Genomic DNA, 23619 nt, shown 5'->3' with positions numbered 1-23619 from the left:
GAGAGGCACGCTGTAGCATTTTGAGTGAGCGCATCGGCAGTCCGGGAATCGGTTTTGATTTCAGGCGCCGCGCCAGAAGAAGGATCCGGCCCGCATGAGCGTGATGATCAAGGAAACGGCGATGAGCGAGAGCGAGATGATCGCCGCAGCCGAACGTGCGCTTGCCGACATCGCCAAGATCCGCGCTGGCGTCGGCCGCGTCATCTTCGGCCAGGAAAGCGTCGTTGAACGCACTCTGGTGGCGCTTTTGGCAGGCGGCCATGCGCTGCTTGTCGGCGTGCCCGGCCTTGCCAAGACCAAGTTGGTCGAGACGCTCGGCATCGTGCTCGGCCTCGACTCGCGCCGCATCCAGTTCACGCCCGACCTGATGCCATCTGACATCCTCGGCTCCGAGGTGATGGAGCAGGACGACCAGGGCAAACGCTCCTTCCGCTTCATATCAGGGCCGATCTTCGCGCAATTGCTGATGGCCGACGAGATCAACCGCGCCAGCCCACGCACCCAGTCAGCACTGCTGCAGGCGATGCAGGAGTACCACGTGACGGTCGCCGGCGAGCGCCACGACCTACCCGCCCCTTTCCATGTGCTGGCAACCCAGAATCCGCTCGAGCAGGAAGGCACCTATCCGCTGCCGGAAGCCCAGCTCGACCGGTTCCTGATGCAGGTCGACATCCTTTATCCCGAGCTCGAAGCCGAGCGACGCATCCTGCTGGAAACCACCGGCATCGAAGACGCCAGGGCGCAGAATGTGCTCGATCCCGAACGCCTGAAGGACATCCAATTGCTGATCCGGCGCATGCCGGTGCCCGAAACCGTGGTCGAGGCGATCCTCAAGCTGGTGCGTTCGGCGCGCCCCAGCCAGGGCCATGCCGAGACTGACAAACACGTCTCCTGGGGGCCCGGTCCGCGCGCCAGCCAGGCGCTGACACTGTGTGCCAGGGCGCGTGCCCTCTATGACGGGCGGCTTGCGCCGTCGATCGACGACATCCGCGCGCTGGCGGAGCCGGTGCTGCAGCACCGCATGGCGCTGACCTTCGCCGCCCGCGCCGAAGGCATGACGGTCCGCGACGTGGTGGCGCGGCTGGTCAAGGACATCTGATGGCGCGCATCGGCGAGGCATCGGCACCGGTTGCGACCAGCGATGCGCTTGCCCGTGGCAGGTTGCGCGCCTCGCTGGTGCCTGACCTGCTGGTCGAGGCCCGCCGCATCGTCAACACTGTCATCGCCGGTTGGCATGGCCGCAAGAAGCGCGGCATAGGCGAGAATTTCTGGCAGTTCCGACCCTATGTGCAGGGCGAGGCGATGGCGCGCATCGACTGGCGGCGCTCGGCCCGCGACGACCACACCTATGTGCGCGACCGCGAATGGGAAGCGGCCCACACGGTCTGGCTGTGGGCAGACCTGTCGCCGTCGATGCTGTACAAGTCGAAGACGGCGACCGTGTCGAAGGAATCACGCGCACTGGTGCTGGTCTTTGCGCTGGCCGAGCTTCTGTCACGCAGCGGCGAGCGCATAGCATGGCCGGGACTGACCGACCCGTTCAGCGCCCGCAACGGCGCCGAGCGGCTGGCCTCGCATCTGGCGCAAGCCGTTTCACTGCCGGCGAAACCTGATCTGTCCAGCATCCGTCGCTTCTCCGACATCGTCATCATCGGTGACTTCCTCGATCCGGTCGAAGAGACGATGGCCTGGCTCGATACGTTGGCCCACCATGGCGCCCGCGCCCATCTGATCGAGGTCGCCGATCCTGCAGAAGAGAGTTTCCCCTATGCCGGCCGCACCGAATTCACCGACCCCGAGACGGGCCAAAAGCTGACCGCCGGCCGCGCCGAGCAATTGTCGGACGCCTATCGCAATCTCTACGGCGCGCGCCGCGAGGAACTGGCCGCCTGGTGCAAGCGGCTCGGCTGGAGCTACACGGTCAACCATACAGACCGCCTCGCCTCCGAGGCGCTGGTGCGCGTTCATATGGCGTTGACCTCGGAAGGCCACGGACCGGGAGGGCGCCGATGAGCTGGCTGCCGCTGTCGTTCGGATTTCCAGCCGTGCTGTGGGGGCTGCTCGCCCTGCCCGTCATCTGGTGGCTGCTCAGGCTGACGCCGCCCAAGCCGCAGGCCGAAATCTTCCCGCCGCTGAAGATTTTGGCGCGGGTGTTCAAGAAGGAAGAGACCCCACATCAAAGCCCGTGGTGGCTCACCCTGCTACGCTTGCTGATGGCGGCACTGGTGGTGCTGGCGTTGGCCGAGCCGGTGTTCAATCCGCGCGAGAAACTGCCGACGGGCGGAGCTGCGCTGGCACTTGTGGTCGACAATGGCTGGGCGAGCGCACCGGACTGGAAACGCCGCGTTGCCACGGCCGAACGGCTTATCGCCGATGCCGGTGCATCAGGACAGCCGGTCGTGCTGGCCTTCACCGCCGAAAAGCCCAATGCCGAGATCGGTCCGTTCGATGCGCAGGCAGCGCTCGATCGCCTGCGCGCCGCCGAACCGCGGCCGGTGCCGACCGACAGAGGCCCCGTTTACGCACGCGTCGCCACCGTTCTGGCAACTTTGCCCGGCACGAGCATAGCCATTCTCGACGACGGGCTGGCGGGTGCAGGCGACAAGCAAGCGTTTTCGACGCTGCTGGGCCAGAACCCAGCCAATGTGCTGTGGGCCTCGCCCGAACGGCTCGACGCCAAGGGCCTGACATCAGCCGAAAACGAAATGGACGGCTTTGCGCTGACCGCCATCCGCGCGCCGGGCGACCCCGCTCCGGGGGCCGTGACGGCAGGTGCCTTCGACGACAAGGGCCGCCGCATCGCCGACGCCACGCTGGCCTTCGCGCCGGGCGAGACGGTGGCAAGCGGCACGATGACCGTGCCTTTCGAACTGCGCAACGATTTTGCCTCGATCGCGCTCGACGGCCAGGGCCAGGCAGGCGCCGTGCGGGTGCTCGACGACAGCTCCAAACGCCGCCGTGTCGGCCTGCTGTCGCAGTCGGACGCCGACGACTCGCAGCCGCTGCTGGCGCCGCTCTATTACATTCGCCGCGCGCTCGAACCCTTTGCTGACCTGAGCGAGCCGACGAGCTCGGATCTCGCCGAGGCGATCCCGCAAATGCTGGAGCAGAAGCCGGCAATGATTGTCATGGCCGACGTCGGCACCATCCCGCCGCAGGCGCGCGAAAAATTGCTGACCTGGCTCAAGGAGGGCGGCACGCTGGTGCGTTTCGCCGGCTCCCGCCTCGCCGCGGCCGGCAATGACGAGGAATTGCTGCCGGTGCGGCTCAGGCTCGGCGAACGTTCGCTCGGCGGCGCCCTGTCATGGACGGCACCGCAACCGGTCAGCGACTTCCCCAACGCCGGCCCGTTTGCCGACCTGTCGCCGCCCAACGAGGTGACTGTGAGCAAGCAGGTGTTGGCCGAGCCGACGCCTGACCTTGCTGCCAGCACCTGGGCCAATCTCGCCGACGGCACGCCGCTGGTGACGGGCGCCCGGCGCGGCAAGGGCACGCTGGTGCTGTTCCACATCGCGCCGCAGGCGACATGGTCGAACCTGCCGATCTCGGGCAGCTTCGTCGAGATGCTGCGCCGGATCGTGCAGCTGTCGCGTAACCAGGGCACGGCAACCACAGGCATCGAGGGCAAGCCGGCATCGCTGGCACCGTACCGGATGATTTCGGCGGACGGCCGCATTGTGCCGCCGACGCCGGATGCCCGGCCGCTGCTGGCAGGTGCCGGCGCCCTGCCCGTCACGCTCGAAAACCCACCCGGCCTCTATGGCAGCGAAGAAGGTGTGCTCGCCCACAATCTGCTGAAAACCGACAGCACGCTGTCGCCGCTGGTGCGACCGCAGCTTTCTGCGCCGGTGACCGAAATACGTTACGCTTTCGACGAATCGCGCGACCTGAAAGGCTCGCTTGTGGCAGCAGCTCTGGCATTGATGGCGCTCGACACGCTCGCTGTGCTTTGGATGGGCGGCACGTTCTCGCGCCGTGGCGCGAGACGCGGGCGAACGGCCGGCACGGCCGCGGCAGTATTGCTTTGCCTCGGCGCACTGATGGCGCAGCCGGATCTGGCGCATGCCGACGACGCCAAGCCAGGCGACGTCGAGGCGCTCGAGGCCATCTCGAAGACCCGCGTCGCCTATGTTCTGACCGGCGAATCCGCGGTCGATGCCATAAGCCGTGCCGGCATCGCCGGGCTGACAAAATTCCTGATCGAGAAGACCGCGCTCGAACCGGGCGAGCCGGCCGGCGTCGACATCGCCAAGGACGAACTTGCCTTCTACCCGTTGATCTACTGGCCGATCGACCCGGCCGCCGCGATGCCGAGCGAAGCGGCGATCGCCCGCGTTGACGCCTACATGAAGCAGGGCGGCACCGTGCTTTTCGATACCCGCGACCAGTTCGCCAATGGCATTGGCGCCGATGCAGCGAGCCCGGCGACCGAGCGGCTGCGCGATATCCTTTCCAGCCTCAACGTGCCCCCACTGGAGCCGGTGCCGGCCGATCATGTGCTGACCAAGGCGTTTTTCATCCTTCCGGAGTTCCCCGGCCGCTTCAACGGCAGCCCGCTGTGGGTCGAGGCGTCGCTTGAGGCATCGAACGCGGAGGGCCGGCCGGTGCGCACCGGTGACGGCGTGACCCCGATCATGATCACCGCCAACGATTTCGCCGGGGCCTGGGCCATCGACGAAAACGACGACCCGATGCTGCCGACGGTGCCTTCGGACCCGATGCAGCGGGTCTATGCGCTACGCGCCGGGGTCAACATCATGATGTACATGCTGACCGGCAACTACAAATCCGACCAGGTGCACGTACCTGTCCTGCTCGAACGGCTGGGGCAATAGCATGAACTGGTCCGTCGCCTTCGAGCCCCTGCTGTCGTGGCCTCTTCTGGCGGCGCTGCTCGTGCCGCTCGCCCTGCTCGCTTTTGTCGGCCTTTGGTTCCGCCAGCGCGGCGCCTGGCTGCGACTGGTTGCGCTCGGCGCGCTCGGGTTGGCACTGGCAAACCCTGTGATCCTCGACGAAGAGCGCGAGCCGCTGAAGAGCGTGGTCGCGATCATCGTCGACCGCAGCCAGAGCCAGGACATCGGCGACCGTACCGCCCAGACCAATGCAGCGGTCGAAGGCCTCAAGGAACGGCTGGCGCGCTTCAGGCAGTTCGAGGTGCGTGTCGTCGAGGCCGGCCGTTCCGAGGCCGCCGACGACCGCACCGAAACGCGGCTGTTTGCGGCACTCGAAGGTGCATTCCGCGATGTTCCGCCGTCGCGTATCGGCGGCGCCGTGATGGTCACCGACGGCCAGGTGCATGACGTGCCCGGCGCCCCAGCGATCAGCGCACCGCTGCACGCGCTCATCACCGGCGAGGAGAATGAGCGCGACCGCCGCATCCGCTTCGAGAACGCTCCCCGCTTTGGCATCGTCGGCAAGCCGCTCGACATGACATATCGCGTGATCGACACCGGAGGCGAGGCCGGGTCGGTCGACGTGCGCGTGTCGATCAACGGTAACCAGGTGTCGGTGCAGCGCGCCTTTGTCGGCCAGGAAATGCCGCTGCAGATCACCGTGCCGTCGGCCGGGCGCAACATCGTCGAACTGTCGATCGACCGGGTTCCGGGCGAGCTGACCGACACCAACAATCGCGCCATAGCCCTCGTCGACGGCATCCGCGAGAACCTGCGCGTACTTCTGGTCTCGGGCGAACCGCATGCCGGCGAGCGTACCTGGCGCAACCTCTTGAAGTCCGACGCCTCGGTCGACCTCGTGCATTTCACCATTCTGCGGCCGCCTGAAAAGCAGGACGGCACGCCGATAAACGAGCTGTCGCTGATCGCCTTTCCGACGCGCGAGCTGTTCGTCGAGCGCATCAACGACTTCGACCTGATCATCTTCGACCGCTACCAGCACCGCGACGTGCTGCCGATCCTCTATTACGACTACATTGCCGAATATGTCGAAAAGGGCGGCGCGCTGCTGATCGCCGCCGGCCCCGAATATGCCGGCGAACAGTCGATCGCCAACACACCGCTGATCTCTGCCCTGCCCGCCATGCCCAATGGCGACGTTGTCGAGAAAGCCTTCTATCCACGCTTGACCGAACTCGGTCAGCGCCACCCGGTGACGCGCGGCCTCGAGGGTTCGGCGCAGGAGCCGCCGCGCTGGAGCCGCTGGTTCCGCCAGATCGGCATTGAACAGCCGGAGGGCGAAGTGGTGATGAAGGGTGCCGATGACAGGCCCCTGCTCTTGCTCGACCGCAAGGGCGAAGGCCGGGTCGGCATGTTCCTGTCCGACCAGGGCTGGCTGTGGGCACGCGGCTTCGAGGGTGGCGGCCCGCATGTCTCGCTCTACCGCCGCATCGCGCACTGGCTGATGAAGGAGCCCGAGCTCGAGGAAGAGCGCCTGACCGCAGACGGTCGTGGCATGGTGCTCGATATCCGCCGCCAGACGATGCGCGACGAAGCTGGTCCTGCCCGCGTCATCACGCCGTCCGGCAAGACGCTCGACGTCCAGCTCGCCAAGAGCGACCCCGGCATCTTCACCGGCAGCGTCGAGGTCGGCGAGATCGGCCTCTACCAGGTCGGCAATGGCGACCTGACCGCGCTTGCCCATGTCGGGCCGGTCAACGCGCCCGAATTCGCCGACGTGGTCTCGACCGAAAACGTGCTGCGGCCGGCCGCCGAGGCAACGGGCGGCGACGTGCGCCGCCTCGCCGCGACCGGCATCTCGGCGCTGTCCAACGGCATATCGCTGCCAAGCGTCGTGCCGGTGCGCGGCAATGCCGAAGCCTCCGGCCGCGACTGGCTCGGCTTCCGCACCACCGACGACAGCGTGCTGAAGTCAGTGTCGCGTGTGCCGCTGTTCGGCGGTTTCCTCGGCCTTGGCTTGCTGCTGCTGGCGCTTGGCGGGATGTGGTACCGCGAGGGCCGGTAGCCCCTCGAAATAAATCAGCGCAGGCGATTGTCTTCCATCATTTGCAGCTCGCGACGTCGCGAGCCGTCGCTGTCGGCGAGCCGCAGACGCGCGATTTCGTCCTTGCGCGCGGTCAGCTTGACCAGCTTGGCCGGCGGCGCGGAAACGTTGACGACTGAGGTTTTCGGCCTTCTCGTGAACATCATGGCTTTGTCCTCGCATGGGGGAAATGCAGTCCGCCGCGAAGGACCAGACGGTCCTGCGGGAAAGCAACTGCCAATTGTCTGCTAGTGCTGAGACGGTATCAGCATTCCACGACCGCGGCTAGACGGACACGATCCGAAATAAATTTTGAAATAGAACCCAGCATGCAAAAAACACCTTACATAAACCGCAATTAAGGTTTAGAAGTAACCAATCGTTTTTTGGGCCAGCTTGGCTATCGCGGCGTCAGAGGTTCTCGACCCGCCAAACTCTTTCCAAATCGTCGATCTATTGATGTGCGGCAATACTTGCCGCGCGACGACTTTTCTCATTCGAAAGATACTCACATGAACACTGGGACCGTGAAGTTCTACAATGGCCAGAAGGGCTTTGGCTTCATCGAGCAGGCCGGCGGCGGCAAGGACGTTTTTGTCCATGTCAGCGCGCTCGAGCGCGCCGGCTTTTCCGGCCTGGCCGAAGGCCAGAAGCTGAATTTCGAGCTGGAGCGCGACAACAAGGGCCGCGAGTCGGCCACCAATCTTCAGCTGCTCTGATTTCATTTGGCCCGGATCGATGGACGCTGACCACGGATGTACTGGCAGCACCCATCCGGTCCGACCCAGGCACGCTTGAGGCGGCGAAAGCGGGGCATTGCTCCGCTTTTCGTTCATTTCGGGAGACATCGATGACCGGGCGCACCAAACGTTCAACCGTCCATTTCGACAGGCCGTTCGCCTTGCGCGGGATCGAGGAGATCCAGCCGGCAGGCGACTACGACATCGACCAGGACGAAGAGCTGATCGACGGCATCTCGTGGATCGCTTACCGCCGCGTCGCCACCTACATTCACCTGCCCGCGCGATCATCCAATCTGCTGACCAGCCAGGTTCTCGCCATCGACTATGCCGAACTCGAAGCCGCGCTGCGGCAGGATCAGGAAAAGGCCGCATGATCAGGTTCACAAAAGGACCGGCTTCAGCCCCGCGTGTGGAAAAGCCGTCGCATCGCTTCACCGTCGGCCAGATGGTGCGGATCAAGAGTCGGATCGGCATCGCGGTGAAGGACGCAGAGACCTTCCACGTCAAGGCGACGCTGCCGGCCAAGGACGGCTCGCCGCAATACCGCATCCGCAGTGACGGCGAAAACCACGAGCGGGTCACCACGGAAGACAATCTCGAGGGCGTCGAAGCGGTAGCCGAATAGGTTCGCTTCGCAACAGGAAGGGCACGACCATGGCCAAGGGCCAACAACGCAGCAACCGCGAAACCAGAAAGCCCAAGAAGGAGAAGGTCGAAGTCAAAGCCGCGTCCACCTTCGGTTCGCAGGTCAAGCAGGCAGAGACAACATCCTACAAAGGCAAGCCGAAAGGCTGACCTGTTCGCGAACGCGGCTGGAGGCAGATGTGAATTTCGTCATCGAATTCTATCGCCTGCGCAAGGAAGACGGCGCGCACGCGACGCTCGACCGCATTTCCCTCGAGGCGCCGGATATCGACGCGGCCGTCGATGTCGCCAGCTCGCTTTTCCATACGCTCACAATGCCGCAGGTGCCTGACCATGTCCGCATCTGCGACTGGGGCGGACGCGAACTCTATGTCGGCCCGGCCTCGGGTACGGGACCGGCAGCATTGTAGCGGATTGGCGGCAGCCTGCCTGCGGGCATCTTGCCTTCTGCTGCGCGGACGCTCCTCACTCCTCCGGTTCTGTCGTGAACTGCAGCGGATAGCCCTTGGCCTTGCCGGCTTCCGTCGCCCGCGTCGCCTTGGTCTCGGCGACATCCCGGGTAAACACCGCAACGACGCAGACACCACGCTGGTGTGCGGTGATCATCACCCGGTAGGCTTGGTCTTCCGACATGTGAAATTCGCCCTTCAGCACCGTGACGACGAAGTCGCGCGGCGTGAAGTCGTCATTGACGAGAATGACCTTGTGCAGCTTCGGCCGCTCGGTCTTGGGACGGAGTTTGGTGCGTGGAGCCGTGGTGGTTTCGGGCATGGCAATCGCGCCTCGTGCTCACCTCGCCATAGTATGGGGTTGATCGCAGCGCGCCGCAACGGTTTCGGAACCCGGCCCTCTATCCGACCTTTATGCGTTGGAGGACGCCTGCAAGAAATTTTGGCCGGCATTGTAGGATCGGCCGGCAGCCATTCGTCCTTGCAACGTCACAACACGAGGAGAAAACGCATGTCTTATGTCGATGGGTTCTTGCTCGCCGTGCCGAAGGGCAAGATCGATGCCTACAAGGAGATGGCGCGCCTCGGGAGCGAGGTCTGGAAGGACCACGGCGCAATCGCCTATGTCGAGTGCCTGGCCGACGACGTGCCTTATGGCGAAGTCACCTCCTTTCCCCGCGCGGTGCAGGCCACGGACGACGAGATCGTCGTCTTCTCTTGGATCGTCTACCGCTCGCGCGAGGACCGCGACGAGATCATGAAGAAGGTAATGGCCGACCCACGCTTGGAGGGCGATCCGGCGTCATGGCCGTTCGACGGCAAGCGTATGATCTATGGCGGCTTCAAGCCGTTTGTAGAAGCCTGATCCCTCTGGCCAATTGATGGCGGTTACTGGCAGCTACCGGCAAACCGCCATCTTGACCGCAACAGCCGTTCCGTGAATAAGGATGCAACCCCGCATAGATTGAAACAGAAAAACCTTCCCGCCTAGGTAGCTGTCGGGTGCATTCTGAAACGGAACCGTTCGATGCAGCGCCTTTCGACCTTTGATGTTCCCGCGCGCGACCGCCTCGCCTACCTGCACGACTTTGTCGCCCGCCATGTCGCCGGCCTGCGCTTTCGGCCGCAAGATGCCGACAACTTTGCCTTCGACGTTTCCGCCTACTTTCTCGACGCCGGCACCACGGTCGGTACTGCCTGCTATTCGGCCGTGCTCGGCGAGCGCCCAAAAGACCTGATGGCGGCCGACGGCCGCCAGGACTATTTGATGACCATCCACACCACCGACTACGAGGTGGCGGTCGCAGGCAAGCCGCCCTTGTCGATCAAAGCCGGCGACATCACGCTGCTCAACGAGGCCACGTCCATGGCCTTCGCCTTGCCCAACACACTGCTGAAGGTCGTGTCCTTGAACGAGGCGAGGCTGGCAGCGCTTGCGCCGCGCATCCGCCAAAAGGCGTTTCATCATATCCGTGTCGACGCTGCCGGCGCCGGGCTGCTGACGGGTTATGCCGACCTGTTGCGGTCGCAGGCACCCGAGGGCGAGGCCGGCCGCCGGCTTGCCGGCAACCACATCTACGACCTCGCGGCCCTCGTCGTGCAAGGCGCGACCTCAGCCAACGCCGAACCGGTGCGCGCCAGCCTTGGCGCCGCGCGGCTGGAACTGATCAAGGCCGAGATGTTGCGCCAGCTGACCGATCCAGAGCTTACAGTCACCGCGATTGCGCGGCGCCAGGGCGTGACCCCGCGCTACATCCAGCGACTGTTCGAGCAGGAAGGAATCACCTTCTCCGAGTTCCTGCGCGATGCTCGGCTCGACCTCGCCTACAACGCGCTCGACCTTGCCGGCGCCAGCACGGTGTCGGCGATCGCCTTCGATGCCGGCTTCAACGACCTGTCCCACTTCAACCGCGCCTTCAGGCAGCGCTTCGGCGCGACACCGTCGGAAGTAAAGGCCGCAGCCCTGCGCCGCTGTCAGTAGCACACCGCCCGGTTCGTCCCAGACCGCACCTGTTCGCCCCACGCCAAGACTGAGGCCCTGATGTCGTCGTAAATCGGCGCCGTGGCGGACCGATGCATCCGAAGGGCGGGGGCGCTCATCGACGCATGCGAGGCCGGCCATCGCCGGACCGTCGACTGGGCAGAGTCGACGGTCCGCGCATGGCCGCATCCAGAGAGTTCGCGCCTTCTCCAGCGAAATCGAGAGATCCATGAAAAGAGCGATTGCATTGATGATGTGCGGCATGCTCGCCGCCTGCAGCCAGACGACGTCGACGACCAGCACCACGACGTCGGCAGGCGCACCCAAGGCGGCAGCACAGTTGGCTCCCAAGGGCAAGAAGCAGACGGCAGCCCAGCGCTGCGAGGAAGCGATGCGCAAGGCGACCCAGGCGCAGACGAATGCCGCCATGCTCGGCGGCGCACTGTCGATGGTCGGCGGCTTCGGCGGACTTGGCCGCGGCGGCGCGATCGCCGGCTCGGTCGCCTCGGTCGGCGGTTCGCTGGTTCAGGCCAAGGCGCAGAACGACGCCGACAAGGCTCTCGAGGCGGAGTGCATGGGATGAGCGCCGTCTTCAGACGCCGCGTCGCTGGCGGCTTGCTGGCGGCGAGCCTGGCGCTCGGAGCGCTGGTGCTGCCGGCCCGCGCGTTGACGCTCGAAGAGGCCGGCAAGGTGGTGCAGCTATTGGGCGAACTTGAGCCAGAGCTTGGTCGCCTCGCCTATGACGAGGAGGAGGCCGACCGTTGGTTCGACAACGATGCCGGGCTCGACGGCCGCATCGCCAAGGCCGGCTTCGACAGGGAAAGCTGGAAGGAAGCGCTCGGCGCCACCTTCCGCGGCTATCTCGCGACGATCGCCGCCGAACGCTTCGAAGCGACGTTCTCTGGCCTTACGGAAAAGGTCGATGCCAGCGACCTGAATGCCGAGCAGAAAACCGAAATGCGCAGCTTCGTCGAGGAAAAGATCGCCGAGACGCGGGCCCTGCGCGCCGAAGGCGCGCAATATATCGACGCCGTGCAGCCTTATGCGGCCAGGCTGGACGAGCTTTTGGGTGATGAGGAAGAGTGATCCGAGCGGCTTTTCTTCTCCCCGTTTACCGGGAGAAGAAAAGCTGTCATCGCCTCAGCACAGCACTTAGCACGTCGCGGATGCCGATGGCGCCGACGAAGCGGGACTGGTCGTCGAACAGCGCCACGGGCGATGTCTGCGAGCGATGCATGGCAAGCATCACCAGCTTGAGCGATGTGCCTGGTTTCGCCCAGAAGACGTGCGAAGCCTCGTCGGCCGACTTGTCGATCTCGTCGACCGAAACCCATACGGCGGGCTGGCCGTTGCGCTCGGCAGCGGCAACCAGGCCCTGCGCGTCGATCTTGAAGCGCGTGGTCTTGCGCCGGTCGAGCCAGAGCCAGCCTTCGCCCGCATCCTCAAGGTCGCGGCGGTCACGCATGACATTCCATGCGGTGAGCACCGACAGCGGATTCACGTTGGCGATGAAGTCGCGGACATAGTCATTGGCCGGACGCAGCACGATATCTTCTGGCGGCCCGGACTGAACGATGCGGCCCCCTTCCATGATGGTGATGGTGTTGCCGATCTTGAGCGCTTCCTCGAGGTCGTGACTGACGAAGATGATCGTCTTCTTCAGCGTCTTCTGCAGCTGCAGCAGCTCGTCCTGCAGTTTGGTACGGATCAGCGGGTCGAGCGCCGAGAATGGCTCGTCCATCAACAGGATCGGCGCTTCGGTGGCGAAGGCGCGGGCCAGGCCGACACGCTGCTGCATGCCGCCCGACAGCTCATGCGCGTATTTCTTGGCCCAGGGCGTCAGGTTGACCAGGTCGAGCTGCTTGCCGACCTTGGCCTTGCGCTCGGCGTCGGGCATGCCGGCAAGTTCGAGACCGAGGCCGACATTTTCCTCGACCGTACGCCAGGGCAAAAGGCCGAACTGCTGGAACACCATGGCGACCTGGTGCTGGCGCAGGCGGCGCAAGGTCGGCTCGTCGCAGGAGACGACGTCGACCATCCTGTCGCCGTCCTTGACCATGACCTGGCCACGCGAAACGATGTTGAGGCGATTGACGGCACGCAGCAGCGTCGACTTGCCGGAGCCGGAAAGGCCCATCAGGACAGATATTTCGCCCTCGTTGATGGTCAGGTTGGCGCCGGCGCAACCCAGCACATTGCCGGTCTTTTCGAGGATCTCGGCGCGAGTGGCACCATTGTCGAGCATGGCGAGCGAAGCGGAGGTGTCGGCACCAAAGACGATGTCGACATTCTTGAAATCGACGGCGACGTTCATTTCTTGCCTCCCACGCCGATGCGCGTCATGCGGTCGAGAACGATGGCGAGCACGACGATCGCCAGCCCTGCTTCAAGTCCGAGGTCGATCTTGCGCGAGCCGAGCGCGCGGTTGATTTCGGTGCCGAGGCCACCGGCGCCGATGAGGGCGGCGAACACGACCATCGACAGCGACAGCATGATGCACTGGGTGAGTCCCGCCATGATGGTGGGTAGGGCCGCCGGTAGCTCGACCTTCCACAGCAGCTGGCGCTTGGTGGCACCAAAGGCCTGGCCGGCCTCGATGATCGCGGTCGGCACCGACGTGACGCCGAGATGGGTCAGGCGCACCGCCGTCGGAATGACGAAGATGATGGTGACGATCAGGCCGGGCGCGTTGCCAAGACCGAACAAGGTGAGCACCGGGATCAGGTAGACGAAGGTCGGCAGCGTCTGCATCAGGTCGAGTACCGGCAACATGAAGCGGTAGACCTTGGGCTTGTGCGCCGCCCAGATGCCAAGCGGAACGCCGATGGCCATCGAGGCGGCAGCGGCAGCAACGACCAGCACCAGCGTCTCGACGGTCTGCTTCCAAAGGCCCTGATTGATGATGAACAGCAGACCGAGCGCAACCCCTATAGCCAGCGCCCGCGAACGCTGCAGGTACCAAGCGAGAGCCGCGACCAGCGCCACGACCACCACCGGAGGCAGCAGCAGCAGCCCGTCGACGAGCCCGTCGAGCAACAAGTTGAGCCCGTTGGAAAAGCCGCGGAAGATGGCGTTGAAATTGTCGGTCAGGAAGGTGAAGAACGCCTTGCCCCACAGGCCGATCGGAATCTTGTAGGCAGCCAGCAAGTTCGATACCGGATCCATCTGTCCCCTCTCTATTGCTTTCGCAGGCGCCGGTCGCGCCGGCGCTTCTCGCTTAACTTGATACGAAAAAGGGCAGCTGTCTCGCTTCGCTGCCCTTCATCATGTCATTTGCAGGCAGGACGCCGGCTTTAGCTCGCCAGCGCAGCCTTCACCGCAGCCGTTGCGTCGCCGCCGTCGAAGGTGGTGACGCCGTTGAGCCAGGGCGTTGCTGCATCCGGATTGGCCTTGAGCCAGTCCTTGGCAACGTCATTGGCGTTACCACCCTTGAGGATGGCATCCATCATGGTGCCTTCCATCTCCAGGTTGAACTTCAGATTGCCGAGAAACTTGCCGACATTCGGGCACTCGGCGACATAGCCCTTGCGCACGTTTGTGCTGACGGTGGCAGCGCCAAAGCCCGAGTCACCCATGCCATCGAGATAGGCGATCTTCATCGCACCCATGACCGGATGCGGCGTCCAGCCGAGGAAGGCGATCCATTCGTTCGACTTCATCGACTGCTCGGCCTGGGTCAGCATGCCGGCTTCCGATGATTCGACCAGTTCGAAGCCGGTGAGATTGTTCTCCGGCTTGGAGATCATGTCGAGGATGATGCGGTTGCCGTCATTGCCGGCTTCGATGCCGTAGATCTTGCCGCCGAACTTGTCCTTGAACTTGCCGAGATCGGTCAGCGTCTTGACCCCGCCTTCGGCGACGTAGCTCGGCACGACGATGCCGTAGCCGGCGCCGGACAGGTTTTCGCCGATGGTCTCGACCGAGCCGTCGGCGACATATTCCTTGATGTCGGCGGTCATCGACGGCATCCAGTTGCCGAGGAAGACGTCGAGATCCTTGTTCTTCAGCGAGGCGTAGGTGACCGGCACCGACAGTTGGATAACCTCCGGCTCGTAGCCGAGTGCTGTCAAAAGCACCGAAGCGACGCCTGTCGTGGCCTGGATGTCGGTCCAGCCGACATCGGACAGGCGCACCTTCTTGCAGCTTTCGGCATCGCCCGCAAAGGCGGCACCGGCAGTCATGACCGCCGACACGCCGACAGCGGCGGCGAGTAGTTTCAAGCGCGACATATGGAATCTCCCATTCGTATTTATGACGGCAACGCGGTATTGTTGTTGTTCGTCTTTGTCGCGAGCCAAACACCATTTTCCTTTGGATTCAAGTGACATGACGCAACGACAGACGCCGCCGGCTTATCCATCAGCGACATCACAAAGGTTTTTTGCGGTGGATGGCAGGGCGGCCCCCTCCCCGCGCCCGACGGCTTCTGATTAGAAGAACCATGGCCAAGCTCTATTTCCATTACGCCACGATGAATGCCGGCAAGACGACCATGCTGCTGCAGGCGTCCTACAACTACCGCGAGCGCGGCATGACGACGATGCTGTTTGTCGCCGGCCACTACCGCAAGGGCGACACCGGCTACATCTCCTCGCGCATCGGGCTTGAAGCAGGCGCCGAGATGTTCCGCGGCGGCGACGACCTCTATGCCCGCATCGCCGAGCATCATCAGCACACGACCGTCCACTGTATCTTTGTCGACGAGGCGCAGTTCCTCGAGGAAGAGCAGGTCTGGCAGCTTGCGCGCGTCGCCGACAGGCTGGGCATTCCCGTCATGTGCTACGGGCTGCGCACCGACTTCCAGGGCAATCTGTTCTCGGGCTCGCGGGCGCTGCTCGCCATCGCCGACGACCTGCGCGAGGTGCGCACGATCTGCCGCTGCGGCCGCAAGGCGACGATGGTCGTGCGGCTCGGCCCGGACGGCAAGGTCGCCCGCCAGGGCGAGCAGGTGGCGATCGGCAAGGACGTCTACGTCTCCTTGTGTCGGCGCCACTGGGAAGAGGAAATGGGCCGCGCCCAGCCCGACGACTTCATCGGATTTGCCACACCAAGCTAAGTAGCCCCGGCATAATTGCTTTCGCCCGCGGCTGTGTGTCTTTCAATCGCAAGATGCGCCACATATATTCGGCGCCACTGTCCCGCATTCGACACCGGAGGAACGTATGGCAACGCTGCAGAATTTCGATGCCGAAATCGCCAAGACCAAGCAGGTCGTGGAGGACATGCGGAGCAAGATCGAGCAGTCGGGCACAGTGCTCGACAAGATTGCCACGACGGACGCCAAGATCGGCGCCTCCGACTTCGACATCGAGAACGCGCGCATCCAGGACGTGCTGAAGCAGCAGAAGGTGATGGAAGGCAACATCGCCGACCTGATCATCGGACTTGAGGACGCCACCAACGTCTTCGGTTCGGAATTCGAGAGCATGAAGAGCTTCACCGGCTGGGAAACCTTCGTCGGCATCTTCTCCGATTCCAGCAAGCAGCGCATGCGCACCGACCGCGTGCGCAACATGTCGCTGGCCGGCAATCTGCAGGAACTGCTGGTCAAGTCCGACACCATCGTCGGCATCCTGAAGGCGCAGAAGCAGGTCCTCGACGAGCGCTACAAGACCTCGGAGGCCAGCCTTTCCCAGGTGATCGAGCGCCGCAAGGTGACGATGTCAAACCTCGAAGCGACCCAGAAGCGCATCGAGGAGCTGAACCCGCTTCTGCTCGACATCGAAAACAAGATCGCGGCCTCGACCAGCCAGAAGGAGCGCACCGAGCTCGAATCCGAGCGTTCCAAGCTCGCCACCGAATACAACGAGAAGCAGGCCAAGGAGCAGGAAATCCTGGCCGAGAGCCAGACGCTCGAACGCTATACCTCGATGTTCCAGACCTTCGTCGATTCGCTGAACAACCAGATCGCAGCGCAGGCGACGCTGATCAACAAGCTGACCATCGACACCGAGCAGCGCATCGTCTTGTACAAGGCGCTGGAAGACTCGCTGAAGACGGCAGCGCAGCAGGACGTTGCCCACAAGATCAATACGCTGGGCTCGAAGGTCGACAACACCGCCGAAGAGACCATGGCCGGCATCGGCGCCGCCGCCCAGAAGCACATCGGCGACCTGCTCGAACTGCACGAGAAAAACATGGTGGCGACGGCCGACATCCAGCGCCGCAAGAAGCTGGCCGACGACGCGTTTGCCCGCCGCTTCGACGAGGTGCTGAAGAAGCACAACGCTTCGGACTACGTGCAGCCGTAACCTAGCAAGCATCCGCAATGTCGCGCCCCCCTCTGGCCTGCCGGCCATCTCCCCCACAAGGGGGGAGATTAGGCGGTGGTTGGCGCTTCGCCAGTATTCGGCGATGAAGTTCGGGCGACAGGAAACGCGACAGCCGATCTCCCCCCTTGTGGGGGAGATGGCCGGCAGGCCAGAGGGGGGCAACGTCGAGCCCATGCATTCGAGAATTTGCCCATGACCCCCACAGACGACCCAGCCGTCCGGTACTTCGACGCGATTGCGGCGGCGCTCAGCGGGCTTGAAATCTTCATGCGCGACGACCGCTCGCCGCTCTACCGGCACGGCATCGTGGCGAAGGTGGCGGCGGCCTATATCTCGCGACTGGAACGGTCCTTCGCCTGTTGGCGCAACCGGCTCGGCTTCATGGAGACCTTCAAGATTTCGCGCGCCGAGAGCGGCTTCCCGGTGTTCCAGAACGTGCTCGAACTGGAAAACGACCGCAAGACGGCGGCGCAGCGGTTGGCCAGCATCCCATCACCGGGCGAACTGCGCGAGGAGATGGCCGACTTCATCCTGCGCCACAAGGAATTTCCCGAGGCGCTGCAGCGCTCGATGGCCGAGCGGCTCTATCTCGAGGACGTCAAGGACGGCTCGACCTTCTCGCCCTTCATCCTGGCGCAGACGGCCAAGGTGTCTGTCAATCCAAAGTCGATGCGGCCCTATTATCTCGTCCACTGGGGCAGCTTCGACGGCACTGCCAACCTGCCGCTGATCTATATGGCGACCGTCGAGGATTCGTCGGAGGCGATGGTCGAGCAGCTCGTCGACACCGACAGCGGCAGGCTCAACGAGAGGATCGAGATTCCGTTGCCGGTCGACGGCTTGCTCAACCCCGATCTCGCCCACCGCTTCGACGACTTCACCGAGAAGAACTCGGCCTATTCGCTGTCACCGCTGACAGTCGCCACCAATCTCGACAAGGATTTTCCCGTCCTGCACCCCAAGCAGCTCAGGCGGATGGTGCTGGGCCCGTTCTATTCGGCCGGCATCACGGAGCACAATTCGACGGTCAGCGAAGTGCTGGCGAAAGTGCGCAAGGCCGAAAACGCCTGGCTTTTGACCTGGACTATCCAGGAGGTCTACTCCAAGGCCGAGAAACCCGGCCGCAAGGGCCTGTGGTCGAGCGAGCCGTCGAGCGAGGAGTTCTTCATCAACACCGACGACCTCGAGGCCGCGCGCCAGGGCGTCTCGAGCTACGAGAAACACGCACTGATCCCGCACGAGGCTTACCAGGCGCTCTACGCCGCGGGCGAAGCCGAGAAGATCTTCGGCGGCTACAAGGTGCACATCCTGTCGAAGGGACAGGTGATCTCGGATGTCTGAGAGCAAGGCGGTCGCCCCCACTCCGTCTCGGCTTCGCCTCGACACCTCTCCCCCGTTCGACGGGGGAGAGGAAAGACCGCCATCGGGCCTCGCGCCGTTCCTCTCCCTCCGGAGAGGGGAGAGGTGCCGAGCGCAGCGAGGCGGAGTGGGGGAAACCCTGGCAGGACTAAAACACTGATAGCGGGAGAAATCTGATGGACACCGGCCTGACCACGATTTCCGAAGCCGACATCGAGAAGCACCGCGCCACGGCGCAGAGCTTCATCACCCGCATCGTCGTGCTGGAGGATTCCTCCGGCCAATCTGGTACGGCGCTTGCCGGCACCAACAGGCGTTTCGTCTCGACGGTTTCGACCGGCTCGATCCGCAAGACGCGCGAGGTCGAGTTGCAGAAGACCGTCACGGCGATCCGCCCCGACGACCAACTGATGTCGATCCCACAGCACACGCTGCTGTTTCGCGCCCGCCGCGGCATTGCGGTGGCGCTTGCCGTTTCGGACGTGTTCTCGCGTTCGACCGATTTGGAGGCGCTGCAGGCCAAGAATGCGCGCAGCCCGCTCGAGGGCGACGAGGCCAGCCATTTCAAGAAGCTGCTGTCGGCGTCGGCCTATGTCGCCGGCTTCACGCTCGCCTCCTACCTTGCCCAGCTGATCGACAGCGACGGCGAAGCGCCCAATGACGTCAGCGAACCAGACTTCCTGTTCGACACGCCCCAGGACGCGGTGAAGTCGATCGTCTCCGGCCTCGACCGAGCGCTGTCGGGCGCCAAGGACGATGCCGACCTTCTGACGCGCGGTCGCGCCTTTGCCCGCACAGCCATCGAGGGCCTGTTGCAGCGCAAGAGCCGCTTCGACGGCATCGGCGCCTTCGAGAACGCCCATATCCGCATCGACGCCGACGACTTCACCCTCGACGGCTTCGACGTCGCGCCGGGCAAGAAGTCGAAGCCGCTGGTGATGACCTTCAAGAAGCCGCAGGAGGTCGTCGGCAACCACATCGCAAAATTCCAGTCGGTCCGGCTAGCCAAGATGCTGATGGCCTATGATTTCGACCGCGAGCTGAACCCGTTTGTCGAGCTCGGCGGCTTCCTGTTCACCTTCATCGGCGACGGCGCACCGGGCACCGGCAAGACCACGCTGATCCAGATGATCGCAGGCCTGGTCAACAATTACTGCCAGGTCGCCGGCTATCCCTTCGCCTACGAGAATTTCGGCGTCGACCAGATCTCGTCCTACCAGGGCAAGTCTGGCCAGAACTGCCGCCAGTTCATCAACAACGTGCTCAACCCGCGCGCCATCGGCTTTGGCACCATCGACGACATCGACCAGGTGGCCGCCAAGCGCTCCGACGACCGGGCGTCGGCCGGCCAGCAGGAAATCACCGGCGTACTGATGGATGCATTCGCCGGTGCCGGCACGGTCGTGCGCGGCAACTGCTCCTTCGGCATGTTCTCCAACTATCCCGAGAATGTCGACGATGCGCTGCGCCAGCGCGCCGGCGCCCGCTGGCTGGTCGACGGCCCGCAGACCCGCGACGACTACATCGACATCTTTGTCCTGCTTGCCGGCAAGAACCATAAGATCCCGCTCGGCGAGCATGAGCTTTATGCCGCGCAGGAGATCCAGCGCGCCGTGACCGAGGCCTATGAGGAGCACGCCAAGCCGCAGGAAGACGGCCTGGAAAAGGTCTACGACCGCTTCATGAAGGACAATGGCGCGCCCAAGACGCTGGCCGACGTCGGCACCTATTTGCACATGATCAAAGAAGCCGAGCCACGCTTCACCGGTCGCGCCATCAAGAACGTCACCGACGCGATCAAGATGCGCGCCATGGACATCGAGCTGCCTGACGAATGGTTCGAAAAACCCGAGGCTTTCATGCACAAGGGCTACGACGAGAAGAAGGCGATGATCGAGGAGCTGCGCGGACCGTTCTCGATGGACATGGTGATGCAGGAGATCAACCGCTACGCCGACAGCGAATTCCGCTACTCCGACAAATCAGACGATGCCGCCGTGTCCAAGCTGTTGCGCGACGCAAGGCTGCGCGAGCGCGCGGCGAAGGAGATGGAGGAGCTGAAAGCGAAGGGGCTGTGGAATGCTTGAGTTTCCTTCTCCCCGTTCACGGGGAGAAGGTGCCCAAAGGGCGGATGAGGGGCAGCGCAGTGCGTGGCGGAAATGAACTCAAGACTTCACGGGCACGGCAGCTTAGGCAAGTGGATAATGATGCCGAGGACAAGCTCTGGTTCGAACTTCGGTCAAGACGCTTGAACGGCTATAAGTTCATTCGCCAGATGCCGGCCCCTATTTCGCTGACTTCGCCTGCCGAGAAGCCAATCTCGTGGTCGAAGTTGATGGCAGCCAACACGCGCACGACATACGGGATGTGCATCGTGACGAGACTATGAATCGAAACGGACGGTCAGTGATCAGAGTTTGGCACATCGATGTGCTCCAGCGACGCAAGCAGCTGCTGGGCACGATTGTTGCCGTGCTTGACGGTCGGCTCGACAACAAGACAATTGCCCTGGATCTGATGTTTCTTCCTGCGCATTCGAACGAGGATCACCTGTGAAGCTTGGTGCTGCCCCTCATCCGCCCTTCGGGCACCTTCTCCCCGTAAGCGGGGAGAAGGAATAGATGGACCTCCTCCGCGACAATGAACTCATCTACGGTCGTCTCCTTCCGGTCGACGAACCGCATTTGATCGGGCGCTATAACAAGGCGCTGACCGCTTTCGGCCTGCCCGCGACGAAGCTCAAGAGTTTCGAGATCGACCGCACCGGCTTCTCGCCAGAGATTGCCGAGGAGCTCGGCGACTACCAGTATCTTGACCCCAACGAGGTCAACCGCCGCTTCATCATCCTGACGCCGTCGCAGATCGACTTGCCGGTCGTGCACACGGCATTCTCCAACACCTCGCAGTTGCTTTTCGAATTCATGTCGAAGAACCAGCGCGCCATCGATGCGCTGACGATCAAGGACGTGATCTACGGCGAGATCGAGGATTCGGTGTCCAAGGTCGAGGACATCGAAGACCTGTTGTCGATCAACCAGGTCGAGTTCCGCGTGCTGTCGGCCGAGGATGTGCTCGGCAAGGCGGCCGAGCTCGGCAAGCTTGTCGACAAGCTCAAGCAGGAGCCCGAGGCCTGGCGCGACGATGCCATGCTCCAGCGCATGGTCGAACTTGCCAAGGTCTGCGGCGATATCCGTGAGAACGCGCTGGTGCCCGACCAGGTGATCTTCCGCCACAACGCCTTCTGGACCAGCCATTTCGGCGGGCTCTACGTCTTCGTCGACCCTGATGTGACAACGGTCATATCAGATCCGTCGGCGCCTGGTTTCCGCCGCTCGCGGCCATGGCAGGTGAGCTATCTCTCGATCAAGGACGCCGACAAGGTGTTCAAGTTCCTGGCGTCGACCGGCCGGCTCGACCTGCCCCGCGCCTCGTGGATCGAAAGCTCGGGCTATCTCGAGCACCGCGCTGAAATGGCTGTGCGCGCCCTGATCCGCGAGGCCGAGCCGAAGCGCGACATCGGCAAGGTCGACAAGGTCTGGCTGCAGACCTGGATCCACAGCCATGCCGACGCGATCAACCGTGACGGCACCTTCCCCTTTCTCAATGCCGCCAAGCGCGAGATCGCCCAGCTCGGCCAGTTGCGGCTGGAAGAGGTATTTCCGCTGCACCGCTTCCTGGTGGTGCGCGCCAAGACCGACCATCCCGACGCCTGGCTGACCAACCGTCTGATCTCCGAATTTGTGCCGTCGGATTTCGTCTCGCGTTATGTCTTCAACAAGCAAGGCTTCTACAAGGATTATGAAGAGCTCAACGAGACCTGGCGATCCAATGTTGTCGACACATTGAAAACCACATATCTGAAAGACAAGGCGGCGTTCCGCGCACAGCTCTACGGCCTGACCGACTGAGGGGATTCCAAATGCTTGATCCGATCGTGAGTTTCTTCACCCGGATGTTTCAGCTGATCGGTAGGGGCCTTGGCTTCGTCATCGGCATATTGTTGCTGCCGTTCATCTGGGCCTGGCGCTGGTTCGTCCAGCGCGGATGGGTGCTGAAGACGCTGGTTGGCGGCGCTGTCGTCGGGCTTGTGGCGCTGTATGGCTACTTTGGCTGGAACACCCAGGTGTGGACCAACTTCAACCCCGACTATGTAGCGACGCATAATTTCGAGAACCGCAATGTCTCGGCCGGCGAGCAGGTTGTCGCCGGCGGCGGCACCGACACCGCCAAGACCTGCGGCCGTTCGGCGATCGCCGACATCTCCGCTGAACTGATCGACCTCAACGTCAACCAGAATGCCTGGATCTCGTCTATGGTCCTGTACAAGACCGGCCTGTTCGGCCTGTCCTGGGATCACACGCCTTTCCTCGACAACAAGGCTTCGTTCCAGCGCGGCATCAACCAGGCGATCCGCCGCACGACCACCGAACTGGCCGACAATCTCGGCCGCGTGCGTGGCACCAGCCAGGTCGATTCCGATCTGCAGGACGCCCGTGGCAACATGCAGTTCGACGAATACACCTGGTATTTCGGCCTGACCCCGTTCGGCCCCAAGACGCCGACCCCAAGCTACTACCGCTCGGCGATCAAGAGCCTGAACAATTTCAACGGCCGCCTCGAGAAGTGCCAGGCGGTGTTCGACGCCCGCGCCGACAATCTGATCCAGTTCATCGACCGCATTTCCAACGACATCGGCGCGACGTCGGCGATCCTCAAGGACCGCGCCGAGAACTACAACAATGGCTGGTTCGACCCGCGCGCCGACGACCGCTTCTGGTTCGCCTATGGCCAGCTCTACGGCTATTACGGCCTGCTCAAGGCGACCCATGCCGATTTTGAGGACGTGCTTAAGACACGCAACCTCGACAATCTTTGGGATACGATGGAGCAGCAGACTCGTGCCGCCCTCAACATCCAGCCCTTCATCATCTCCAATGGTGCTGAAAACGGCTGGTTCATGCCCTCGCACCTGATCACCATGGGCTTCTACATCCTGCGCGTCCGTTCGAATCTGGTCGAGATCAGCAACGTGCTGAGCAGGTAAGGGGATGGCGAATAGCGAATAGGGAGTGGTGGTGAGAGGCGCGCTCCTAGCGTCGCGGCTCCTCTCCACTCGCTATTCGCTGCTCCCTATTCACTCACCTGCCCTGTCGCAATCCGTGCATTGGGCGGCTGTTTTGAGACGGCAGGCGATGGCGATGTCGCGCTTCTATGGCGGCGACTGCGATGGCCGT

24 protein-coding genes and 1 pseudogene are annotated in these 23619 nt (G+C 63.4%); 20 read left to right on the top strand and 5 right to left on the bottom strand.

Annotation, left to right across the window (positions count from 1 at the left end; translation table 11 throughout):
* The first annotated feature begins 94 nt into the window (after positions 1–94).
* The 4 genes from H5P29_RS12235 to H5P29_RS12220 are packed head-to-tail and all read left to right on the top strand — an operon-like array spanning position 95 to position 6918.
* Entirely contained in the window at positions 95–1099 is a 1005-nt protein-coding gene (locus H5P29_RS12235; protein WP_067959330.1) for a MoxR family ATPase, read from the top strand.
* Positions 1099–2013, top strand: coding sequence for a DUF58 domain-containing protein (locus H5P29_RS12230; RefSeq protein WP_154384746.1), 915 nt, complete (start codon positions 1099–1101; stop codon positions 2011–2013). The genes H5P29_RS12235 and H5P29_RS12230 overlap by 1 nt, the downstream gene beginning before the upstream one ends.
* On the top strand, positions 2010–4835 hold the full coding sequence (locus H5P29_RS12225) for a DUF4159 domain-containing protein (RefSeq protein ID WP_154384745.1): 2826 nt from the start codon (positions 2010–2012) through the stop codon (positions 4833–4835). The genes H5P29_RS12230 and H5P29_RS12225 overlap by 4 nt, the downstream gene beginning before the upstream one ends.
* A 1-nt stretch (position 4836) precedes the next feature.
* Positions 4837–6918, top strand: a complete 2082-nt coding sequence (locus H5P29_RS12220; RefSeq protein ID WP_067959323.1) for a hypothetical protein — start codon at positions 4837–4839, stop codon at positions 6916–6918.
* Between the two features lie 14 nt (positions 6919–6932).
* Here H5P29_RS12220 and H5P29_RS12215 read toward each other — a convergent pair whose 3' ends face one another.
* Entirely contained in the window at positions 6933–7103 is a 171-nt protein-coding gene (locus H5P29_RS12215; protein WP_154384744.1) for a hypothetical protein, read from the bottom strand.
* Positions 7104–7448: 345 nt separating this feature from the next.
* Between H5P29_RS12215 and H5P29_RS12210 the strand changes: the two genes are divergently transcribed.
* From H5P29_RS12210 to H5P29_RS12190, 5 genes are all read left to right on the top strand, one after another.
* A complete protein-coding gene (locus tag H5P29_RS12210; RefSeq protein WP_067959320.1) occupies positions 7449–7655 on the top strand; it encodes a cold-shock protein in 207 nt (68 codons plus the stop codon).
* 131 nt (positions 7656–7786) lie between these two features.
* A complete protein-coding gene (locus tag H5P29_RS12205) occupies positions 7787–8053 on the top strand; it encodes a hypothetical protein (protein ID WP_067959317.1) in 267 nt (88 codons plus the stop codon).
* Positions 8050–8304, top strand: a complete 255-nt coding sequence (locus H5P29_RS12200) for a hypothetical protein (protein WP_067959314.1) — start codon at positions 8050–8052, stop codon at positions 8302–8304. The genes H5P29_RS12205 and H5P29_RS12200 overlap by 4 nt, the downstream gene beginning before the upstream one ends.
* Before the next feature lie 29 nt (positions 8305–8333).
* A complete protein-coding gene (locus H5P29_RS12195) occupies positions 8334–8474 on the top strand; it encodes a hypothetical protein (protein ID WP_165915833.1) in 141 nt (46 codons plus the stop codon).
* Between the two features lie 29 nt (positions 8475–8503).
* Complete coding sequence (locus H5P29_RS12190; RefSeq protein WP_067959310.1) at positions 8504–8734, top strand: hypothetical protein; 231 nt, start codon at positions 8504–8506, stop codon at positions 8732–8734.
* A 55-nt stretch (positions 8735–8789) separates the two neighbouring features.
* On the opposite strand, the gene clpS is transcribed toward H5P29_RS12190, so the two are convergent.
* Positions 8790–9095, bottom strand: a complete 306-nt coding sequence (gene clpS, locus H5P29_RS12185) for an ATP-dependent Clp protease adapter ClpS (protein WP_067959308.1) — start codon at positions 9093–9095, stop codon at positions 8790–8792.
* A gap of 189 nt (positions 9096–9284) precedes the next feature.
* Between clpS and H5P29_RS12180 the strand changes: the two genes are divergently transcribed.
* From H5P29_RS12180 to H5P29_RS12165, 4 genes are all read left to right on the top strand, one after another.
* Complete coding sequence (locus tag H5P29_RS12180; protein ID WP_067959305.1) at positions 9285–9638, top strand: DUF1428 domain-containing protein; 354 nt, start codon at positions 9285–9287, stop codon at positions 9636–9638.
* Positions 9639–9800: 162 nt separating this feature from the next.
* Positions 9801–10754 (top strand): helix-turn-helix transcriptional regulator, encoded by a 954-nt coding sequence (locus H5P29_RS12175; RefSeq protein WP_067959302.1) that lies wholly within the window; start codon positions 9801–9803, stop codon positions 10752–10754.
* A 229-nt stretch (positions 10755–10983) separates the two neighbouring features.
* Positions 10984–11337 (top strand): hypothetical protein, encoded by a 354-nt coding sequence (locus tag H5P29_RS12170; protein WP_154384742.1) that lies wholly within the window; start codon positions 10984–10986, stop codon positions 11335–11337.
* Positions 11334–11840: a hypothetical protein gene (locus tag H5P29_RS12165; RefSeq protein WP_067959297.1), complete on the top strand. Its 507-nt coding sequence runs from the start codon at positions 11334–11336 to the stop codon at positions 11838–11840. The genes H5P29_RS12170 and H5P29_RS12165 overlap by 4 nt, the downstream gene beginning before the upstream one ends.
* Before the next feature lie 46 nt (positions 11841–11886).
* Here H5P29_RS12165 and choV read toward each other — a convergent pair whose 3' ends face one another.
* From choV to choX, 3 genes are all read right to left on the bottom strand, one after another.
* Positions 11887–13068: a choline ABC transporter ATP-binding protein gene (gene choV, locus H5P29_RS12160; RefSeq protein ID WP_067959294.1), complete on the bottom strand. Its 1182-nt coding sequence runs from the start codon at positions 13066–13068 to the stop codon at positions 11887–11889.
* Complete coding sequence (choW, locus tag H5P29_RS12155; RefSeq protein ID WP_067959292.1) at positions 13065–13919, bottom strand: choline ABC transporter permease subunit; 855 nt, start codon at positions 13917–13919, stop codon at positions 13065–13067. Before choW ends, choV begins: the two co-directional genes overlap by 4 nt.
* Positions 13920–14047: 128 nt before the next feature.
* Positions 14048–14983, bottom strand: a complete 936-nt coding sequence (gene choX / locus H5P29_RS12150; protein ID WP_154384741.1) for a choline ABC transporter substrate-binding protein — start codon at positions 14981–14983, stop codon at positions 14048–14050.
* 212 nt (positions 14984–15195) lie between these two features.
* Here choX and H5P29_RS12145 point away from each other — a divergent pair, with 212 nt between their 5' ends.
* The 7 genes and pseudogenes from H5P29_RS12145 (at position 15196) to H5P29_RS12115 (ending at position 23429) form a co-directional block, all read left to right on the top strand.
* Complete coding sequence (locus H5P29_RS12145; RefSeq protein WP_067959286.1) at positions 15196–15810, top strand: thymidine kinase; 615 nt, start codon at positions 15196–15198, stop codon at positions 15808–15810.
* A gap of 106 nt (positions 15811–15916) precedes the next feature.
* Positions 15917–17005 (top strand): hypothetical protein, encoded by a 1089-nt coding sequence (locus H5P29_RS12140; RefSeq protein ID WP_067959283.1) that lies wholly within the window; start codon positions 15917–15919, stop codon positions 17003–17005.
* A 213-nt stretch (positions 17006–17218) separates the two neighbouring features.
* Positions 17219–18367 (top strand): hypothetical protein, encoded by a 1149-nt coding sequence (locus H5P29_RS12135; RefSeq protein WP_067959281.1) that lies wholly within the window; start codon positions 17219–17221, stop codon positions 18365–18367.
* 194 nt (positions 18368–18561) lie between these two features.
* A complete protein-coding gene (locus H5P29_RS12130; protein WP_067959278.1) occupies positions 18562–20472 on the top strand; it encodes an AAA family ATPase in 1911 nt (636 codons plus the stop codon).
* Positions 20473–20531: 59 nt separating this feature from the next.
* A pseudogene (locus tag H5P29_RS12125) lies at positions 20532–20941 on the top strand (endonuclease domain-containing protein).
* Between the two features lie 65 nt (positions 20942–21006).
* A complete protein-coding gene (locus H5P29_RS12120) occupies positions 21007–22293 on the top strand; it encodes a DUF6638 family protein (RefSeq protein WP_067959276.1) in 1287 nt (428 codons plus the stop codon).
* A gap of 11 nt (positions 22294–22304) precedes the next feature.
* On the top strand, positions 22305–23429 hold the full coding sequence (locus H5P29_RS12115) for a DUF2333 family protein (protein WP_067959273.1): 1125 nt from the start codon (positions 22305–22307) through the stop codon (positions 23427–23429).
* The last annotated feature ends 190 nt before the right edge of the window (positions 23430–23619 follow it).

The sequence above is a fragment of the Aminobacter sp. MDW-2 genome, from assembly GCF_014250155.1.
GTDB lineage: Bacteria > Pseudomonadota > Alphaproteobacteria > Rhizobiales > Rhizobiaceae > Aminobacter > Aminobacter ciceronei.
The sequence above is the reverse complement of the archived record's forward strand: the minus strand, read 5'-3'. Positions and strand labels throughout refer to the sequence as shown.